The following is a 16,479-nucleotide window of genomic DNA, read 5'->3' on the forward strand; positions in this document are numbered from 1 at the left end:
GCGTCCTTTGCCTTTACCGAAAATCTGAAGCGACTCGAGAGGCTGGTGCCCGGAGCTGGACAGGTAGAAAAGCGGAAACGCCTATGCAAGCCCCGAAAAACGTTGGAAGAATGACGGAAAAGGCGTTCTTTGCCTTTCCCGACATTCTGAAACGTCTCGAGGGGCTAGGCGCTGAAGCTGGACAGACAGAAAAGCGGAGGGCACCATCTAGCCTCGAAAATCGCTGGAAGGGTTTCGAGAAAAGGCGTCCTTTGCCTTTCCCGAAATTCTGAAGCGACTCGAGAGTCTGGTACGAGTAGCGACCAAAAAGAAAAACGAAGGGTGGAGATGAACATGATAGAGGTTGTAATAGTAGAAGGGGTACGAACAGCAATAGGAAGAAGAAAAGGGGCTCTTGCAGAGTATCGAGCAGACGAACTTGCAGCGGTTGTTTTAGACGAGTTAGTGAATCGAGCTGGTGTGGATAAAGCAGATATAGATGATGTTATTTTAGGTTGTGTCACACAGATAGGAGAACAAAGTGCGAATATTGCCCGAACTGCAGCATTAATTGCAGAATTTCCGATACATGTACCAGGGGTTACTATCGATCGCCAATGCGGTTCAAGCCAGCAAGCGGTGCATTTTGCTGCGCAAGCAATTGCCTCTGGGGATATGGATATAGTCATAGCTGGAGGAGTAGAGAGTATGACGCGTGAGCCCATGTTTTCAAATGTAAGAAATACAAAGGTAAGTACAAAACTGAGAGAAAAATATGAAATTATCAATCAAGGACTATCGTCCGAGCGAATGGTACAGAAATGGAGTTTAACACGTGAGGAACTAGATAAGTATTCTTCTGAAAGCCATGCAAAAGCTTTGGATGCAATAGAAAAAGGTCATTTTGAAAAAGAAATTGTCCCAGTAGAAGTGCAGCAAGAAGATGGCTCGTTAAAAAGCTTTACAACCGATGAAGGCCCCCGTGAAGGCTCTACCGTTGAAGTACTGGGTGGGTTAAAACCTGTATTTGATGAAAATGGGGTGATTACTGCTGGAAATGCCAGTCAAATGAGTGACGGAGCTTCTGCAGTTCTTTTGATGTCTCGTAAAAAGGCAGATGAGCTAGGACTAAAACCAAAAGCCCGTATAATAGCTCGCAGTGTGACGGGATCTGACCCGACGTTAATGTTAACTGGTCCAATAGAAGCAACGAAAAAAGTACTTTTAAAAGCTGGTCTTACAATTGAAGATATGGACACATATGAAGTCAATGAAGCATTTGCGCAGGTACCATTAGTATGGCTTAAAGAGACAGGTGCTAATCCGGAAAAGTTAAATCCAGATGGAGGAGCAATAGCTTTAGGTCATCCGTTAGGAGCTACAGGAACAAAGCTATTAGTAACGATGCTTCACAGACTAGAACGGATTGGTGGGCGTTATGGTCTTCTTGCTATTTGCGAGGGTATGGGGATGGCAAATGCCACAATTATTGAAAGAATTGAATAGGAGGTTTAGCAGTGGGAAGATATAGATTTGAGACAGATGAGCATGTGATATTTCGAAAATCTTTACAAAATTTTCTTCAAAAAGAAGCTGCCCCTAGTTATGATTCATGGGAAAAGGAACGCCTGATTCCAAAGAGTTTTTGGCGGAAACTAGCAGAGATGGGGTATTTGTGTCCCCAGGTAGAGGAAGAATATGGTGGTCTCGGTTTAGACTTTAGTTTTGGTGTAATTATTTCAGAGGAATTAGAAAGAATCGGTTCAAGTCTTGTAGGTATTGGATTGCATAATGATATCGTCGTTCCTTATATAGAGTCTTTTGGCACGCAAGAGCAAAAGCAACGATGGCTGCCAGGGTGTATAACTTCAGATTATATCACTGGAATTGCTATGACGGAGCCTGGAGCAGGTTCAGATTTGGCTAATATACAAACAACAGCAATTCGCGATGGAGATGATTACGTTTTAAATGGGCAAAAGACATTTATAACTAATGGAGTTAATGGTAACTTGTTTTTAGTAGTAGTGAAAACTAATCCTACAGCAGAACCAAGATACCAAGGAATTAGTTTAGTTATTGTGGAAGAGGGGACTTCAGGATTTAACAGAGGCCGTAAGTTAGAAAAGGTAGGATTACATGCTCAAGACACTGCAGAGCTATACTTCGAGGATTGTCGTATTCCTATTTCTAATTTAATCGGAGAAGAGGGAAAAGGCTTCAGTTATTTGATGGAGAAACTACAACAAGAAAGATTAGTAGTAGCAATTTCCGCCCAAATTGCTTCAGAGGATATGCTAGAAATGACAATGGAGTATATAAAGTCTCGTAAAGCTTTTGGAAGGCCCATATCATCCTTTCAAAATACCCAATTTAAAATAGCCGAAATGGCAACAAAAATCGAGCTTGGAAAATCATTTTTGGAGTCATTAATTGAGGAGCATATTGCAGGTAAAGAAGTAGTTACTAAAGTATCGATGGCCAAATATTGGCTTACCGAAACTGCAAGAGAAATTTCGATTGAATGCATGCAATTGCATGGTGGATATGGTTATATGGAAGAATATAAGATTGCAAGAAGATATCGGGACATTCCAGTGGCTTCTATTTACGCCGGGACAAATGAAATAATGAAAGTGATTATTTCTAAGAACCTAGGTTTATAAGGTTTGTTTGACAAAAGGAGATTACATCAAAAATAAAGCGTGACACATTGAATGATTATTTCAATGTGTCACGCTTTATTAGATTCATCTCAAGTATGTGTGCTTAGTTCCCGGCATGTCTCCATTGTGTAGGTGTTCCTGCTTTTGGACAATTAGGGAATGTAGCTCCTTCTTCTAACTCCATTTCATCGCCATCCTCATCTATATATGTGCCAGATTCAGTTACTGGTTCACCAGAATTGTGATGATGTCCTTCTGCGTGTTTCCAATAAGTTGCTACTTCCGATTCTGGACAAGAAGGGAATTTATCGCCCTTATTTAATCTTTTAGTAATTCCGGCCTCACATGTATAGGCTCCACTTTCTTCTACTACCTCATCTGTTGCATGTTCGTACTGCTGATTTCCCATTTTAAATACCTCCTTCATATTTGTACCCTCTGCTAAATGTATACCCATAGCTCAATGTCTAAAACATGGGAGGTCCGTCGAAAATGTTTAATATTCAGACAATTAGGTAATGGAAATATATAATGAATGCTATTTCTCATGTATAAGGGGGTGAAAACTTGTCAAAAACGAAGGTAACTTTAATGTTTTTTTTATTACTAACTATCATTCCATTTCAAGTGGAGGCGGAAGATACGGAACAAGAGGAAAAGCGCAGTGGTTTGTTAAGTAATACTGTTAATAACTTACTTGGAACAACTGAGGAAATTGTTGACTCTGTTCAAGAGACTGTGACTGAGGTTGAGAAATCTGTTCCAGTCTTAAAACCAGTAACAAATGTTGTATCAGAAGTCGAGAAAGTTACTTTGCCAGTAGTGCATGATGTAGTGACGGGAGTAACAGAAGCAACCGATAGTACTCTTTCAGGTGTAGTTGAAGGAGTCGGAAAAACTTTCAATAGACTACCTGAGATTCCAGTTGTAACACCTGTTCTTAACAAAACAACCGAAACGTTAGATGCTGTAACGTCTGACGTTCAAACAATAGTTGATACAAGTGAAGAAACGGTTGGAAACATAGTGAATATAGTGGTAGAAGAGAAACTAGAGGAAACTCCTGTTCTAGTTACAAAGCCAGATATTAAACCTACAACCATTAGCACTACTACGGGAGAAAAACCTTCAAGCAATAATTCTGAACAAGAAGTGTCAGAGGAAGCAAAGCAACCCTCTAAGGAACAAGTTATAGATGCGAAGGTAGTAGAAGTACCAGTATCTGCACAACCAATCATAGATACAATAGTATCCGAAAATGAGTCAGCTAGCAGGTCAGTTCCGTTGAGAGTAGAAGATGATGAAACTTTTTATCCGCGCGAGCTTACAGATTCAAATGAAAAAGAAATAAAATTAATAGAAAAAGATGCAAAAAAACAGACTGTAAAAGTTCCTGTAATTCCTGCAATTCCATTAGGTCCTGAACAAAAAATGATTATTAACTCGGGAGCAGCTTGGAGTGGGCAAAAAAATGTATCTTCCACAGGTCTATCTTTTCTGAACTCTGGAAACGATGTTTTACAAGGGTTCCTACCCTCTGATGAAATGTTGAAGGAATTAACAAAGAAAAAGTGGTATCACCAAAATAGCTATGCGATAGTGCAGTGGATTCATACTCCTTTGAGGAAACCGCCAGAAGCAACTCCTTTTTTATACGTGATTTAACTTATATAAAAAAGGAGAGAAAAAGTGATGAAAAATAATAGTTTGAAAGTAGTTTGTTCTGCACTCGGTCTATGGACGTTTCTTTTGATAGCGCCAACATTTGTAGCTGCAGAGGAGAAAGATTCGGATACGCCTATGTCGCTCGCCATAAATATTTTAGATGAAAACTCCCAAAATGCAGAAGTTTTAGATGCAGAAGTTAACGATTTGTTAGGAATTGATAGCATTCAGGTGAAGATTCCCAACATTGATAGAAATACAGAAGAAATTACGAGTATTTCCATTACTGATAATGATAGTGGTGATATAGATGCTGGTATTTTGACTAGTACTGAAACAGTATTATCAAAGGAACAGGCTGTTGTGGACATTGCGATTAAAGATGTCCCAAGTGTTAACAATGTTACAGTTGAAGTACTTAATAATGAAGAAAACACTTCAGATCATTCCAAGTCAGATGAGTCAGCATTAATAGATGTTGCGGTAGAAGATCTGATTGTGACAAATGATGTAGATGTAGAATTGTTAAAACAAGAGGAAAATAGTTTAGACCATTCCAAGGTCAGTGAATCGTCATTAGTAGATGTAGCGCTAGAAGATTTGATGACAACAGGTGATGTAGATGTGGAATTGTTAAAACAAGAAGAAAACAGATCAGATCATTCCAAGTCAGATGAGTCAGCATTAGTAGATGTTGCGGTAGAAGATCTGATTGTAACTGATGATGTAGACGTAGAGGTGTTAAAACAAGAGGAAAACAGTTCAGACCATTCCAAGTCAGATGAGTCAGCATTAGTAGATGCTGCGGTAGAAAATCTGATTGTAACTGATGATGTAGATGTAGAGGTGTTAAAGCAAGAGAAAAACACTTCAGCTAATGGTTCGTTTAGTAATGAGGGTGTTGTTGAAGCAACAATTGAGGTTATTGCGGATCAATTAGAGCTTAACTTTTTTACTGATGATGAATCAGAAAGTGATCAAGAACAGATGGAATTGTATCAAGGAATACATCTAAGTCTAAATGATATTCCTTTGCTCGAAACCTTACATGTAGGTGTATTAGAAAATCAATCTATTGATCAAATAAATAATTTAAAAGATTCTTCTCAGCTACTTACTGTGGGACTAGGAGATGCAGAAACATTCCCAACAAATTCACTATTAGACGAAGTGGAATTAAATTTATTAGAGAATGAACAATCTTGGAGCGATGATTCAAATGAAGAGAAAAATGCTGCTGTTTCTCTTGGATTTTATGATAGCAACTTAGGTGATTTTACTGTAGATGTTATGTTATCTGAATTTGTAAATAGTGATGACTATATTTCTAATAGTAGTGGACTAGTGGAGCTTAATACAGAAGATTTACCTTTGCTGGAGGATATTCACTTAGGGATATTAGATCGTCATGAAGAAGTAGAGGGCGAGGGAAGTTATATTTCTAATGGCGTATTACAGTTAGATATTTTATCAGATTTAACAGATGAAATAAGTGCTGATATTCTAGCAAATGATGAGTATGTAAACGAAGAGGGAATTTATCGAAACAGACAAACAATAACTATTGGTGTGGTAAATGATATATTAGGAGAAACTATCATTGATATTCTTCCGACAGAAACCTTCGAAGCACTTTCAAGCAATCCAGTGACACCAATACCCGGCAATGAGTCTGAGGAGGTAGTTATAGAAAACCTAGACATTAACGAGGAAGAAGAGGGATTATCGTCGAAAAACAATACGTTAATTCCTGGTACAGATAACGTTAATAATGACGAGGATATAACAACTGATAATTCAGTTGCTCAAAATGATGGCAATGTTGATGAAGGAAATGCACTGGAAGAACTCACTCCTTATCCAGATGAAGAAATTATTGTCGCTGATGGTAATGAGTCAGATTCAAAAGATACTATGATAGAAAATCCTACTTTAACGAGTGATAATGAAAGTGTAACGGAGGAAGAAAATGTATCTGGAATTGGTGGCAATTTCAATAATACCGATGACAACTTTTTCACTGGTTCTTCGTTACCACAAACGGGAGGATTTTTTACAGGAATGATGTTGTTAATTATAGCGCTTGGTTTACTAGGTAGTGGTTCGGCTATACGTAAACTTGCATAAAGGAGACCTACAAATGATGAAAAAAAGTGTAGGGAATATGTTAATGATTATTGGATGTGTCTTATTTATCACTGTTTGTTATGGAATGATTGAAAATAAAATACACCAAAAAGAGTTAATTGAATCCTTTAGTGCTATACAAAACGAAACAGCATTGGCTTCAGATGTAGAGGTGGAGAACACACCAACCAAAAAGGATTCGATAGCTACGAGTATCTTAAGAATACCTTCTATCCAATTGGAATCACCTGTAATTGATGGAGCAACTTCGGATAAGTTAAATCGTGCTCTAGGAATGATAGAGAATCTGGATGCACCTGGCACTCCAAATGGAAGTTCCGCTATTGCTGGGCATCAGTCGCATCAGTTTGGATATTTTTTTAATCGTTTAAACGAATTACAATTAGGAGATAAATTTGAATTAGATGTAAGTACAGACACACTAGTTTACGAAGTATTTGATATTCAAATAGTTAAACCAAACAATGTGGAAATATTAAATCGTCAGGAAGGAATAACTATGCTGTCTCTTATAACCTGTTATCCAGAAAAGTCAAATAAATATCGGTTAGTGGTACAAGCAAAACAGGTTGAACATCAATAAACTAAAAGTGTGCGTCTAGTTTTATCTACTAGATGCACACTTTTATTAATTTTAGTATATTTCCAATTCTTCTAGCATTTTGAAAGAGTTGTTTAAACTTTGACTGTGCGAGCCAAACCTTTAATGTATTTATGAATAGGGCTTTTGAGATTTATATACTTACTATCTCCTTTTGTCTTGATGCTATTTCTAGCGCTTGTTCAAAGTCAGCTATTAAATCATTAACATTCTCTAATCCAACTGAAAAACGTAGTAAACCATCTGTTATTCCGCGTTTATCTCGTTCCGACTTGGGCATCGCGGCGTGAGACATTTGAGCTGGATGGGAGAGAATGGATTCAACTCCGCCTAGACTTACCGCAAATACAGGAATTTTAACGTTTTCAACAAATGCCTTAGCGGTGGATTTATTCGGTAAACAGAAGGAAAGGACAGCACCAGCACTACTCGACTGTCTGTTATGCGTTTCGTATCCTGGATGAGTGGAAAGTCCAGGGAAAAAGACATTCTCCACCAAATCATGCCCATTTAGATAGTTTGCTATTTTTTGGGCAGACTGAGCGGATTTTTCAAAACGGACATTTAATGTTTTGATACCTTGAATGAGAGAAAATGAATCTTGCGCACCTAAAATAGCACCAAATGAGTTTTGGATAAATGCTAAACGCTTACCTAACTCCTCGTCTTTTGTAACCGCAAGTCCTGCAATAATATCGCTATGCCCAGATAAAAATTTTGTTGCACTATGTAAGACGATATCAATTCCTAAATCTAATGGACGCTGATATAACGGTGTCATAAATGTATTGTCTAAGAAGGTTAAACAAGCATTGGATTTTGCAAGCTCCACGACAGCCATAATATCAGTAATACCTAAGCATGGATTCGAAGGTGTCTCGATGTAAATCAGTTTTGTATTAGATTGCATTGCACTTGCAATGGCTTCCACGTTCGTAAAATCTGCAAAGCTGTGCTCAATTCCAAAACGAGGCAATACTTCTGTAACAAAACGAAAGGTTCCACCGTATACGTCTTCTGTAATAACGATATGATCGCCTGAAGACAAAAGCATAAATGCAGAAGAAATTGCCGCAATTCCTGATGCAAATGCCAATCCTCTAGTACCCCCCTCTAATTCAGCAATCGTTTTTTCGAGTGCATCTCTCGTAGGATTTCCCGATCGACTATAGTCATAAGGTCCAAAATCATCAAAGCTTTCTTGATGGAAAGTGGAGGATAAATAGATAGGAACATTTACAGATCCAGTTTTTATCTCCGAATCTCCGCGTGTAGAGGCAACAATTATACTAGTCTCCAACGACTCTTTGTAATCACTCATTAATTATGACCTCGCTTTTCTAATGTATTTAATACTTGTTTTAAATCTGCGATTAAATCTTCTACTTCTTCAATCCCAACCGAAAAACGAAGGAGACTATTATCAACGCCTCGTGCATTCCGTTCCTCTTCAGGTATATCGGCATGTGTTTGTGTAGTAGGATACGTGATAAAGCTCTCTACACCACCAAGACTTTCAGCAAATACAATCAGTCTCAAATTCTTTAGGAAAGGAGCCACCCATTCGCTTTTTTGTAAACGGAAGGATAACATCCCGCCAACCCCTGGATATAATACATCCTTAACAGCAGGTTCCTGTATTAAAAATTCAGTAATTCTTTTTGCATTTAAATCATGCTGCTTCATACGTAGATGAAGTGTTTTTAATCCTCTTATTAACAACCAAGAATCGAAAGGAGAAAGGACAGCACCTGCAGCATTATGGTTGACTTGCAATTGTTCACTTAGCTCAGTACCTTTTGTGACCACCAATCCTGCAAGTACATCGTTATGTCCCCCAATATATTTTGTGCCACTATGGATGACAATATGGGCACCCAATTCAATAGGTCGCTGTAAATAAGGGGTTAAGAATGTATTGTCTACGATTAACAATAGATTATGCTCTTCTGCTATATCCGCAAATAGCTGTATGTCTATTTCCTGCATTAAAGGGTTAGTGGGTGTTTCGATAAATAAGGCTTTTGTATTTTCTGTTATTAATGCTTTTACTTCTTCAGCTGATTCAAATTTTGTATAAGTAGTACGGATATTATATGAATCTGCGTACTGGTTGAATAATCGGTATGTACCACCATACAAATCATCAGGAGCAATTAACTCATCTCCTGACTTAAAAAGAGATAAAACCAATTGTATTGCAGCCATACCAGAACTACAGGCAAAGCCAGCGTCTCCACCTTCTAACTTTGCAATTCCTTCCTCTAAAATAGCTCGTGTCGGGTTCTTAGTTCGTGTGTAGTCGTATCCTGTAGACTGCCCAATCCCATTGTGTTTGTATGCTGTGGAGAGATAAATGGGGGGATTTACCGCCCCGGTTTTTTCATCACTATGATTTCCCAATTGAACTAACTGTGTATCAATACTGTTTTTTGGCATAATTTTTCATCCTTTACAATTAAAATAAAAAAGAGGATTCTCTAATAAGAAGAGAACCCTCAAGTAAATATCGAAGTTTGTCTTCTTATCTTCAAGACGTCATACGTCTATTGGAATTAGCACCATACCTAAGCGTGGCTGGTTGCTGAGACATCTAAGGGCCAATCCCTCCGTCTCTCTGGATAAGAAAAAATATATGAAATTATCAAAATTTTAAATTTAAATAATCTTAACACTTAGTGGCTATTAATACAATACGTTTTTTTGTTTCAAGTTATGACATAAATGTCAGTATTAAAACAATTACTCCGAGTATTAAAGATATCCACCCTACAACTAACTTGTGAGAATAAGCTAAAGCTACCAGTCCTAACAGAACTGCACCAGCACCTAGCCAAAGGGGAGCATAAAAGAAACCAAGTACCCCTAAGACTATACCCAACAAACCAACCCATAATCCTGTAGAAGAATCCAACATCCACACCTCCCATCCTATAATGTAGGAACTCCAAGAAGCAATGTCCCTTTACATATTATATGAAGGGTATGGAGGAGGGGCATAAACAATCTGCAGATTCATTGCAGAGATGGGCTCATAATGCTGGTCTTTTATTAAATAAACAAAATATTAGAATGTAGCTTAAAATTTGTTATAATTACAAACAGACCCGTTGGTATGTTAGGAGGAATAGCTATGGATACTAAATCACTCTTGATTGAAACTGCTACAATTCTTTTTCAGGAAAAAGGTTACAAAACTGTAGGACTCAATGAAATTTTAAAAGCTAGTAATGTTTCAAAGGGTGCTCTTTATCATCACTTTCCAGATGGCAAAGAAGAACTCTTGATAACTTGTTTACACGCTTTAAAAGAAGACATAACCACAGATATTGAAGCTATTTTTAGTAAGCATCTTACAACTAAGGACGCCATAATTTCAACGATTGATACTTTAATAAATAGCTTTGAAAAAAGAGGTACTATTACTGGCTATACATTTAGCAGTATTGTTAGTGAAATGGCAACAATGAGTGAACCAGTTCGCAAAGCGTGCAGTGAGTTATATGAAAATATTGAACGCATCTACTGTGCTAAGCTATTATCCGATGGTTTTTCGGATGAAACAGCTGTCTCTGTATCGTTATTGTTGACTGCTTCGATTGAAGGGGCCATGATGCTTTGTTTAACGAAACAATCTACGAATCCTTTAAAAACAATTGCAGAACTATTACCGAACTTGTTGGAGAAGCTATAAAAAATGGAATTTAAAGCGAAGGTCTTTACTAAACTTTGAGAGGAAGAAAAAAATGCATCAAGAAAACAGACTACCAAGAAATGCAAAGGAAGGCCTATTATTCGGCACAATTATCTCAACACTTACGGTTATATTCATGACCTCCTTAAATATCATTCTCTCTTTTGGAGAATTTAACGGAGAAGTTGCTTTAACCATCTTAAAAGCGCTACCGATTATTTGGGTTATTGTTATGATTATTGAACCAACTATTTTTGGACGTATTGCAGAAGCACTAGTTAAAAAATTCACTAAGCCTACGGATAGCTTCAACTCCAAAATTTTATTCCGAATTCTTTTTACCGTATTAGGGATGTCTGCAGCTATGACACTTATTGGTGATATTATAGGAAATGGCTTTAGAATGGAAATCTTCAGCAACTGGTTAACGAATTGGCCGCGTAACTTCGCAATCGTACTTATTGCAGAAAGCTTAGTAATTCAACCTATTGCCCGTTTTGCAATGGTAAAATTACATGAATCTCAAGATGGAAAAGCTCAAGCAAAAGCTGTTGTAAGTACAAAATAACTAACAAAAACGCTCAGACATATTTTGTCTAAGCGTTTTTTCTTTTCACTATAACTAAAACATCAGCAGACATTGTTCAATATCTGTTTCTATTTTCCACCCAGTAGGTCAAATAATCCTCCTGCTATACTGCCTTCACCTTTTGAACCACCACCTGGTGTTTGAGGGGCAGCAGCAAATACTTTACTAGCTAATCTGCTAAATGGAAGTGATTGAATCCATACGGTACCAGGACCACGAAGGGTAGCAAAAAATAATCCTTCTCCACCAAATAAGGCTGTTTTAACTCCCTTGACCATTTCGATATTGTAATCTACATCCGCAGTCATTGCTACGAGACATCCAGTATCTACTCGTAAAACCTCGCCTTGCTGTAGTGATTTTCTATGAATAGTTCCCCCTGCATGCACGAAAGCAAGGCCATCACCCTCAAGTTTTTGCATAATGAAACCCTCACCACCAAAGAAACCTGCTCCTAGCTTACGTTGAAATTCAATGCCAATCGTAACCCCTTTAGCTGCTGCTAGAAATGCATCCTTTTGACAAATAATTTTTCCGCGGTATTGGCTTAAGTCCATAGGAATAATCTTTCCAGGGTAAGGTGATGCGAAGTAGACATGTTTTTTGCCACTACCAGTATTGGTGAATGTTGTCATGAATAAACTCTCTCCAGTAAGCATACGTTTACCTGCACCCATTAATTTACCCATAAGTCCGCCACTGCTACCACCAGATCCTGATGAGCCATCGCCGAAAATAGTTTCCATTGAAATACCGTCTTCCATCATCATTAAGCTGCCTGCTTCTGCAACAACAGTTTCTTTTGGATCCAATTCAATTTCTACAAATTGCATATCGTCTCCATATAGTTTGTAGTCTATTTCATGGTTATTCATAATCATGCTCCTCCTAAATTGTTATTACCCAATTATACGATATGAAAGGTAAAAAGTTTCATTCTAAAAATTCTAAATTATTAAAGGTATTTACAAATACTTATCGAATGTATTATTAATGGAAGCGTTTACATTTTAAAGTGAAAAGAGGGAATAGAATGAAGTTAACAAATTTTATTGATGGGAAATGGCAGGATGTTGGTAGAGCGGAGTATACCCCAGTGTTTAATCCTGCGAATGGGGAACAACTTGCAGAGGTTAAGCTATCTACAATGGAAGATGTGAATATTGCAGTGGAAGCCGCAGTGAAAGCTCAAAAAAAATGGGCACTCGTTCCTGCGCCGAAACGTGCAGATTATTTATATGAGATTGGTAGAATAATGAAAGAAAAGAAAGAGCATCTAGCTCAAGTATTAACAAAAGAAATGGGAAAAGTGATTGAAGAGGGACGTGGAGAAGTACAAGAAGGTATTGATATGGCATTATATATGGCTGGAGAAGGTCGTCGTTTGTTTGGTGAGACTACTCCATCTGAACTTGCAGATAAGTTTGCGATGAGTGTCCGAGCACCTATTGGGGTAGTGGGACTCATTACACCTTGGAACTTTCCGGTTGCGATTGCTACTTGGAAATCATTCCCTGCTATTGTTGCTGGAAATGCATTCATTTGGAAACCGGCAACGGAAACTCCTATGATGGCATATGAAATGGCTAAAATCTTCGAGGAAGCTGGTTTACCACCTGGAGTTGCTAATGTTGTTTTTGGATCAGGTTCTCAAGTAGGTACTGCAATGCTTGAGCATCCAGAAGTGAAAGTTATTTCATTTACTGGTTCTACAGAAACGGGGAGTAAAGTCGCTGAGCTCGGTGGTCGTCACCTAAAAAAAGTTTCCCTCGAAATGGGTGGGAAAAATGCAGTAATCGTCATGGAGGATGCAGATCTTTCATTAGCAGTGGAAGGTATTTTATGGAGTGCCTTTGGAACTGCAGGACAAAGATGTACGGCATGTAGCAGAGTTATTGTGCATAAAGATGTAAGAGAAGACTTAGAGAAAATGCTTCTTGAACAAATGGAAAAACTAACGATTGGCGATGGATTAGATGAAACGGTCAAAATCGGCCCAGTTATTAATAGAAATGCTCTGGAGAAAATCCATTCCTATACAAAAATAGGACAAGAGGAAGGGGCGACTCTCTTAACGGGGGGAACAATTTTAAATGAGGCAGAGCTAGCAAAGGGGAATTATTATGCTCCTACTCTTTTTACTAACGTGACACCGAATATGCGAATAGCGCAGGAGGAAATATTTGGTCCAGTAGTTTCCTTAATAGAAGTGAATTCACTAGAGGAAGCAATTGAAGTAAATAATGGAGTGAAGTTTGGACTATCCAGCTCCATCTATTCAAGAGATGTCAATAAAGTATTCCGTGCACAGCGTGATTTGGATACTGGGATAGTATACGTTAACGCAGGAACAACTGGAGCAGAAATCCACTTGCCTTTTGGAGGAACAAAAGGGACTGGGAATGGCCATCGGGATTCAGGGGTAGCAGCATTAGATGTGTATACAGAATGGAAGAGCATATATATAGATTACAGTGGGAAATTACAGCGTGCACAAATAGACACTCAAGTAATAGGGGGATGATTACATGATAGTTGCTGTATTAGGTGCAGGGTTAATGGGAAAGGAAGCAGCTCGTGATTTAGTATTAAGCCCGAATGTGGAAAAGGTTTTATTATGTGATTTAGATGTGGGACAGGCAAAAATGTTTAAGGAAAGATTGCAAAATTCCAAAATTGAAGTATTAAGACTTGATGCAAACGAGGACGATAGTATACGAAAAATAATGAAGGAATCGGATGTAGTAATAAACTCATTATTTTATACGTTCAATGAAAAAATAGCTAAGCTTGCTGTAGAAGTAGGGGTACATTCTATCGATTTAGGTGGGCATATTGGAGGGGCGACAGATAACGTCTTAATACTTCATGAAAAGGCAAAAGCAAAAGGAATTACGCTAATACCTGATTTAGGTGTTGCTCCAGGAATGATCAATATTTTGGCTGGATATGGTGCTTCCAAACTCGATGAGGTAAATACTATTCGATTGTATGTCGGAGGAATACCAGTTGAACCCGAGGGAATCTTTGCTTATAATATTGTCTTTTCATTGGAAGGAGTTTTCGATCATTATACAGATGCTTCACATGTTATAAGAGAAGGAAAACTTCAGGAAGTTCCATCCCTTACAGAAGTAGAACCGATTACCTTTGAGGACTATGGTGAACTAGAGGCATTCCATACAGCTGGTGGTACTTCAACTTTAGCAAAATCATTTCCGAATGTAGATACGCTTGAATATAAGACAATTCGATACAAGGGGCATGCAGATAAATTCAAACTGCTAGTAGATTTAGGGTTAACGAACAAAAAAACAGTCGTCAATGTTAACGGAAATATGGTAAAAGCACGAGATGTATTGAAAGAAGTCCTAACCCCACAGTTATTACTGGGGGATAAAGAGGATGCAGTATTGCTGCGAGTAATTGTTGAAGGGTTAAAAGATGGTACCCCTACCAACTTCACGTACGAAATGGCGACTAAAAAAGATTCCCTTTCAGGTGAAACCGCAATGGCTCGAGCAACAGCCAATACTATTTCAGTTGTTGCACAAATGATTGGAAATGGAGTTGTTAAAAATCGAGGAGTGTATCCTCCAGAGCTAATCGTTCCTGGAGAATTATATATCCGAGAAATGGCAGCAAGAGGCGTAGAAATAAGAGAATCCATTACTAGAGGTGAGTAAATATGAACTTTGAATTCTCAGAAGAACAAGTGCTGTTGCGCAAAACTGTTCGTCAATTTGTAGATAATGAAATAATTCCTCATATTGCAAAATGGGAAACAGATGGCGCATTTGATCCTGCCATATGGAAAAGACTTGCAGACCTTGGTTTGATGGGTGTATGTATACCTGAAAAGTATGGTGGAAGTGGAATGGATTATAATTCACTTGCTATAGTTTGTGAGGAATTGGAGCGCGGTGATACGGCTTTTCGGACAGCTGTTTCGGTTCATACTGGTTTAAACTCTATGACTTTAATGCAGTGGGGATCAGAAGAACAGAAGCAAAAATATTTAATACCACAGGCTACTGGTGAAAAGATTGGAGCATTTGGCTTAACAGAACCAGGTGCTGGTTCGGATGTAGCTTCAATGTCTACAGTAGCAGTGCAAGATGGAGACGACTATATTTTAAATGGTCAGAAAACATGGATCTCACTATGCGATGTGGCCGACCATTTCATCGTATTTGCTTATACGGATAAATCCAAGAAGCATCATGGAATCAGTGCATTTATCGTGGAACGTACGCTAGATGGCTTTTCATCTAAAGCGATTAAAGGTAAATATGGCATCAAGTCAGGAAATACAGGAGAACTATTTTTTGATAATATGCGCGTGCCAAAGGGGAATCTTCTCGGGAAAGAAGGAGAAGGATTTAAAATTGCCATGTCTGCCTTGGATAATGGTCGATTCACTGTAGCCGCAGGAGCAGTTGGGTTATCGCTAGCCTGCCTGGAAGCAAGCGTAAAATATAGTAGAGAGCGTCAAACATTTGGTAAAGAGATTGGCCGCCATCAGCTTGTTCAACAAATGATTGCCAAAATGGAAGCAGGACTCCAAATGAGCCGTCTCCTTGTATACCGTGTAGGCGAACTAAAAAACAAAGGTGTCCGAAATACAAGAGAAACATCGCTAGCAAAATGGCAAGCATGTGATTTTGCCAATAAAGCTGCAGATGATGCGGTACAAGTTTATGGTGCCTATGGATATTCAGATGAATACCCAGTAGCAAGATACTTGAGAAACTCAAAAGCCCCAGTTATATATGAAGGAACGCGAGAGATTCATACGATTATGCAAGCAGAATATGTTCTCGGTTACCGAGAAGATAAAGCACTCAGTAATACGCTACCGACGTGGCCATTTGATGAATAATTATTAGATAATCGGATAAATCGCTTTCAAGCGAAACAATCGTCAACTAAAAACGCAAGAATGTTGTTTACCACTCGTGGATAACATTCTTGCGTTTTGCTTTGCAAATGAACGAGCATGGCCGGGAACATCTAAATCCTTGATTACCTCAAGTAAGCTCCATACCTAATTAGGTGAAAATTAAAGTAGCTGTACATAGAGAGGTATATTTTCGAATGTTATTAAGATGAAGATCTTTTTAGTTACCTACTTTCA

The 16,479-nt window shown here is 38.3% G+C and carries 15 protein-coding genes and 1 riboswitch; of the genes, 10 read left to right on the forward strand and 5 right to left on the reverse strand.

The window, feature by feature from the left end:
• Positions 1-333: 333 nt before the first annotated feature.
• Both ACQCPR_RS02810 and ACQCPR_RS02815 read left to right on the forward strand, forming a co-directional pair.
• Complete coding sequence (locus ACQCPR_RS02810) at positions 334-1,485, forward strand: thiolase family protein (protein WP_427138104.1); 1,152 nt, start codon at positions 334-336, stop codon at positions 1,483-1,485.
• An 11-nt stretch (positions 1,486-1,496) separates the two neighbouring features.
• On the forward strand, positions 1,497-2,645 hold the full coding sequence (locus ACQCPR_RS02815) for an acyl-CoA dehydrogenase family protein (RefSeq protein ID WP_427138105.1): 1,149 nt from the start codon (positions 1,497-1,499) through the stop codon (positions 2,643-2,645).
• A gap of 103 nt (positions 2,646-2,748) precedes the next feature.
• Here the strand turns inward: ACQCPR_RS02815 and ACQCPR_RS02820 are convergent, their stop codons facing one another.
• Positions 2,749-3,054, reverse strand: a complete 306-nt coding sequence (locus ACQCPR_RS02820) for a hypothetical protein (protein WP_090564696.1) — start codon at positions 3,052-3,054, stop codon at positions 2,749-2,751.
• 158 nt (positions 3,055-3,212) lie between these two features.
• Here ACQCPR_RS02820 and ACQCPR_RS02825 point away from each other — a divergent pair, with 158 nt between their 5' ends.
• Genes ACQCPR_RS02825 through ACQCPR_RS02835 form a run of 3 tightly spaced genes read left to right on the forward strand, consistent with a single transcriptional unit; the run spans position 3,213 to position 7,041 of the window.
• Positions 3,213-4,310: a hypothetical protein gene (locus ACQCPR_RS02825; protein ID WP_427138106.1), complete on the forward strand. Its 1,098-nt coding sequence runs from the start codon at positions 3,213-3,215 to the stop codon at positions 4,308-4,310.
• A gap of 27 nt (positions 4,311-4,337) precedes the next feature.
• Complete coding sequence (locus tag ACQCPR_RS02830) at positions 4,338-6,437, forward strand: hypothetical protein (protein ID WP_427138107.1); 2,100 nt, start codon at positions 4,338-4,340, stop codon at positions 6,435-6,437.
• Positions 6,438-6,450: 13 nt separating this feature from the next.
• Positions 6,451-7,041, forward strand: a complete 591-nt coding sequence (locus tag ACQCPR_RS02835) for a class D sortase (RefSeq protein WP_427138108.1) — start codon at positions 6,451-6,453, stop codon at positions 7,039-7,041.
• 151 nt (positions 7,042-7,192) lie between these two features.
• Here ACQCPR_RS02835 and metC read toward each other — a convergent pair whose 3' ends face one another.
• The 3 genes from metC to ACQCPR_RS02850 all read right to left on the reverse strand — a co-directional run bounded on the left by metC (position 7,193) and on the right by ACQCPR_RS02850 (position 9,973).
• The gene (metC, locus tag ACQCPR_RS02840; protein WP_427138109.1) at positions 7,193-8,380 is read right to left on the reverse strand and encodes a cystathionine beta-lyase; all 1,188 of its coding nucleotides are present in this window, start codon (positions 8,378-8,380) and stop codon (positions 7,193-7,195) included.
• Complete coding sequence (locus ACQCPR_RS02845; RefSeq protein WP_427138110.1) at positions 8,380-9,498, reverse strand: methionine biosynthesis PLP-dependent protein; 1,119 nt, start codon at positions 9,496-9,498, stop codon at positions 8,380-8,382. Before ACQCPR_RS02845 ends, metC begins: the two co-directional genes overlap by 1 nt.
• Before the next feature lie 82 nt (positions 9,499-9,580).
• A riboswitch (SAM riboswitch) is annotated at positions 9,581-9,687 on the reverse strand.
• Between the two features lie 85 nt (positions 9,688-9,772).
• Positions 9,773-9,973: a C4-dicarboxylate ABC transporter gene (locus tag ACQCPR_RS02850; protein WP_139219667.1), complete on the reverse strand. Its 201-nt coding sequence runs from the start codon at positions 9,971-9,973 to the stop codon at positions 9,773-9,775.
• Positions 9,974-10,192: 219 nt separating this feature from the next.
• Between ACQCPR_RS02850 and ACQCPR_RS02855 the strand changes: the two genes are divergently transcribed.
• Together ACQCPR_RS02855 and ACQCPR_RS02860 are read left to right on the forward strand one after the other, a co-directional pair.
• Positions 10,193-10,753: a TetR/AcrR family transcriptional regulator gene (locus ACQCPR_RS02855; RefSeq protein WP_090564688.1), complete on the forward strand. Its 561-nt coding sequence runs from the start codon at positions 10,193-10,195 to the stop codon at positions 10,751-10,753.
• A 52-nt stretch (positions 10,754-10,805) separates the two neighbouring features.
• Complete coding sequence (locus tag ACQCPR_RS02860; RefSeq protein ID WP_427138111.1) at positions 10,806-11,321, forward strand: DUF2798 domain-containing protein; 516 nt, start codon at positions 10,806-10,808, stop codon at positions 11,319-11,321.
• Positions 11,322-11,410: 89 nt separating this feature from the next.
• Here ACQCPR_RS02860 and ACQCPR_RS02865 read toward each other — a convergent pair whose 3' ends face one another.
• Complete coding sequence (locus ACQCPR_RS02865; protein ID WP_090564685.1) at positions 11,411-12,217, reverse strand: TIGR00266 family protein; 807 nt, start codon at positions 12,215-12,217, stop codon at positions 11,411-11,413.
• A 158-nt stretch (positions 12,218-12,375) separates the two neighbouring features.
• Between ACQCPR_RS02865 and ACQCPR_RS02870 the strand changes: the two genes are divergently transcribed.
• From ACQCPR_RS02870 to ACQCPR_RS02880, 3 genes are read left to right on the forward strand one after another with little or no spacing between them, the layout of a single operon-like run.
• Complete coding sequence (locus tag ACQCPR_RS02870) at positions 12,376-13,866, forward strand: aldehyde dehydrogenase family protein (RefSeq protein ID WP_427138112.1); 1,491 nt, start codon at positions 12,376-12,378, stop codon at positions 13,864-13,866.
• A 4-nt stretch (positions 13,867-13,870) separates the two neighbouring features.
• Entirely contained in the window at positions 13,871-15,028 is a 1,158-nt protein-coding gene (locus ACQCPR_RS02875) for a saccharopine dehydrogenase C-terminal domain-containing protein (protein ID WP_427138113.1), read from the forward strand.
• A gap of 2 nt (positions 15,029-15,030) precedes the next feature.
• Positions 15,031-16,224 (forward strand): acyl-CoA dehydrogenase family protein, encoded by a 1,194-nt coding sequence (locus tag ACQCPR_RS02880; RefSeq protein WP_427138114.1) that lies wholly within the window; start codon positions 15,031-15,033, stop codon positions 16,222-16,224.
• Positions 16,225-16,479: the final 255 nt, after the last annotated feature.

Origin of the sequence: Psychrobacillus psychrodurans, from assembly GCF_050209195.1 — a bacterium.
Taxonomy (GTDB): Bacteria; Bacillota; Bacilli; order Bacillales_A; family Planococcaceae; genus Psychrobacillus; species Psychrobacillus psychrodurans.

Excerpts from the sequence above, each read along its gene's own strand:
- ACQCPR_RS02860 (WP_427138111.1), top strand. The coding sequence starts at position 10,806 with ATGCATCAAGAAAACAGACTACCAAGAAATGCAAAGGAAGGCCTATTA.
- ACQCPR_RS02845 (WP_427138110.1), bottom strand. The coding sequence starts at position 9,498 with ATGCCAAAAAACAGTATTGATACACAGTTAGTTCAATTGGGAAATCAT.
- ACQCPR_RS02865 (WP_090564685.1), bottom strand. The coding sequence starts at position 12,217 with ATGAATAACCATGAAATAGACTACAAACTATATGGAGACGATATGCAA.
- ACQCPR_RS02875 (WP_427138113.1), top strand. The coding sequence starts at position 13,871 with ATGATAGTTGCTGTATTAGGTGCAGGGTTAATGGGAAAGGAAGCAGCT.
- metC (WP_427138109.1), bottom strand. The coding sequence starts at position 8,380 with ATGAGTGATTACAAAGAGTCGTTGGAGACTAGTATAATTGTTGCCTCT.
- ACQCPR_RS02835 (WP_427138108.1), top strand. The coding sequence starts at position 6,451 with ATGATGAAAAAAAGTGTAGGGAATATGTTAATGATTATTGGATGTGTC.
- ACQCPR_RS02830 (WP_427138107.1), top strand. The coding sequence starts at position 4,338 with ATGAAAAATAATAGTTTGAAAGTAGTTTGTTCTGCACTCGGTCTATGG.
- ACQCPR_RS02820 (WP_090564696.1), bottom strand. The coding sequence starts at position 3,054 with ATGGGAAATCAGCAGTACGAACATGCAACAGATGAGGTAGTAGAAGAA.
- ACQCPR_RS02855 (WP_090564688.1), top strand. The coding sequence starts at position 10,193 with ATGGATACTAAATCACTCTTGATTGAAACTGCTACAATTCTTTTTCAG.
- ACQCPR_RS02870 (WP_427138112.1), top strand. The coding sequence starts at position 12,376 with ATGAAGTTAACAAATTTTATTGATGGGAAATGGCAGGATGTTGGTAGA.
- ACQCPR_RS02880 (WP_427138114.1), top strand. The coding sequence starts at position 15,031 with ATGAACTTTGAATTCTCAGAAGAACAAGTGCTGTTGCGCAAAACTGTT.
- ACQCPR_RS02810 (WP_427138104.1), top strand. The coding sequence starts at position 334 with ATGATAGAGGTTGTAATAGTAGAAGGGGTACGAACAGCAATAGGAAGA.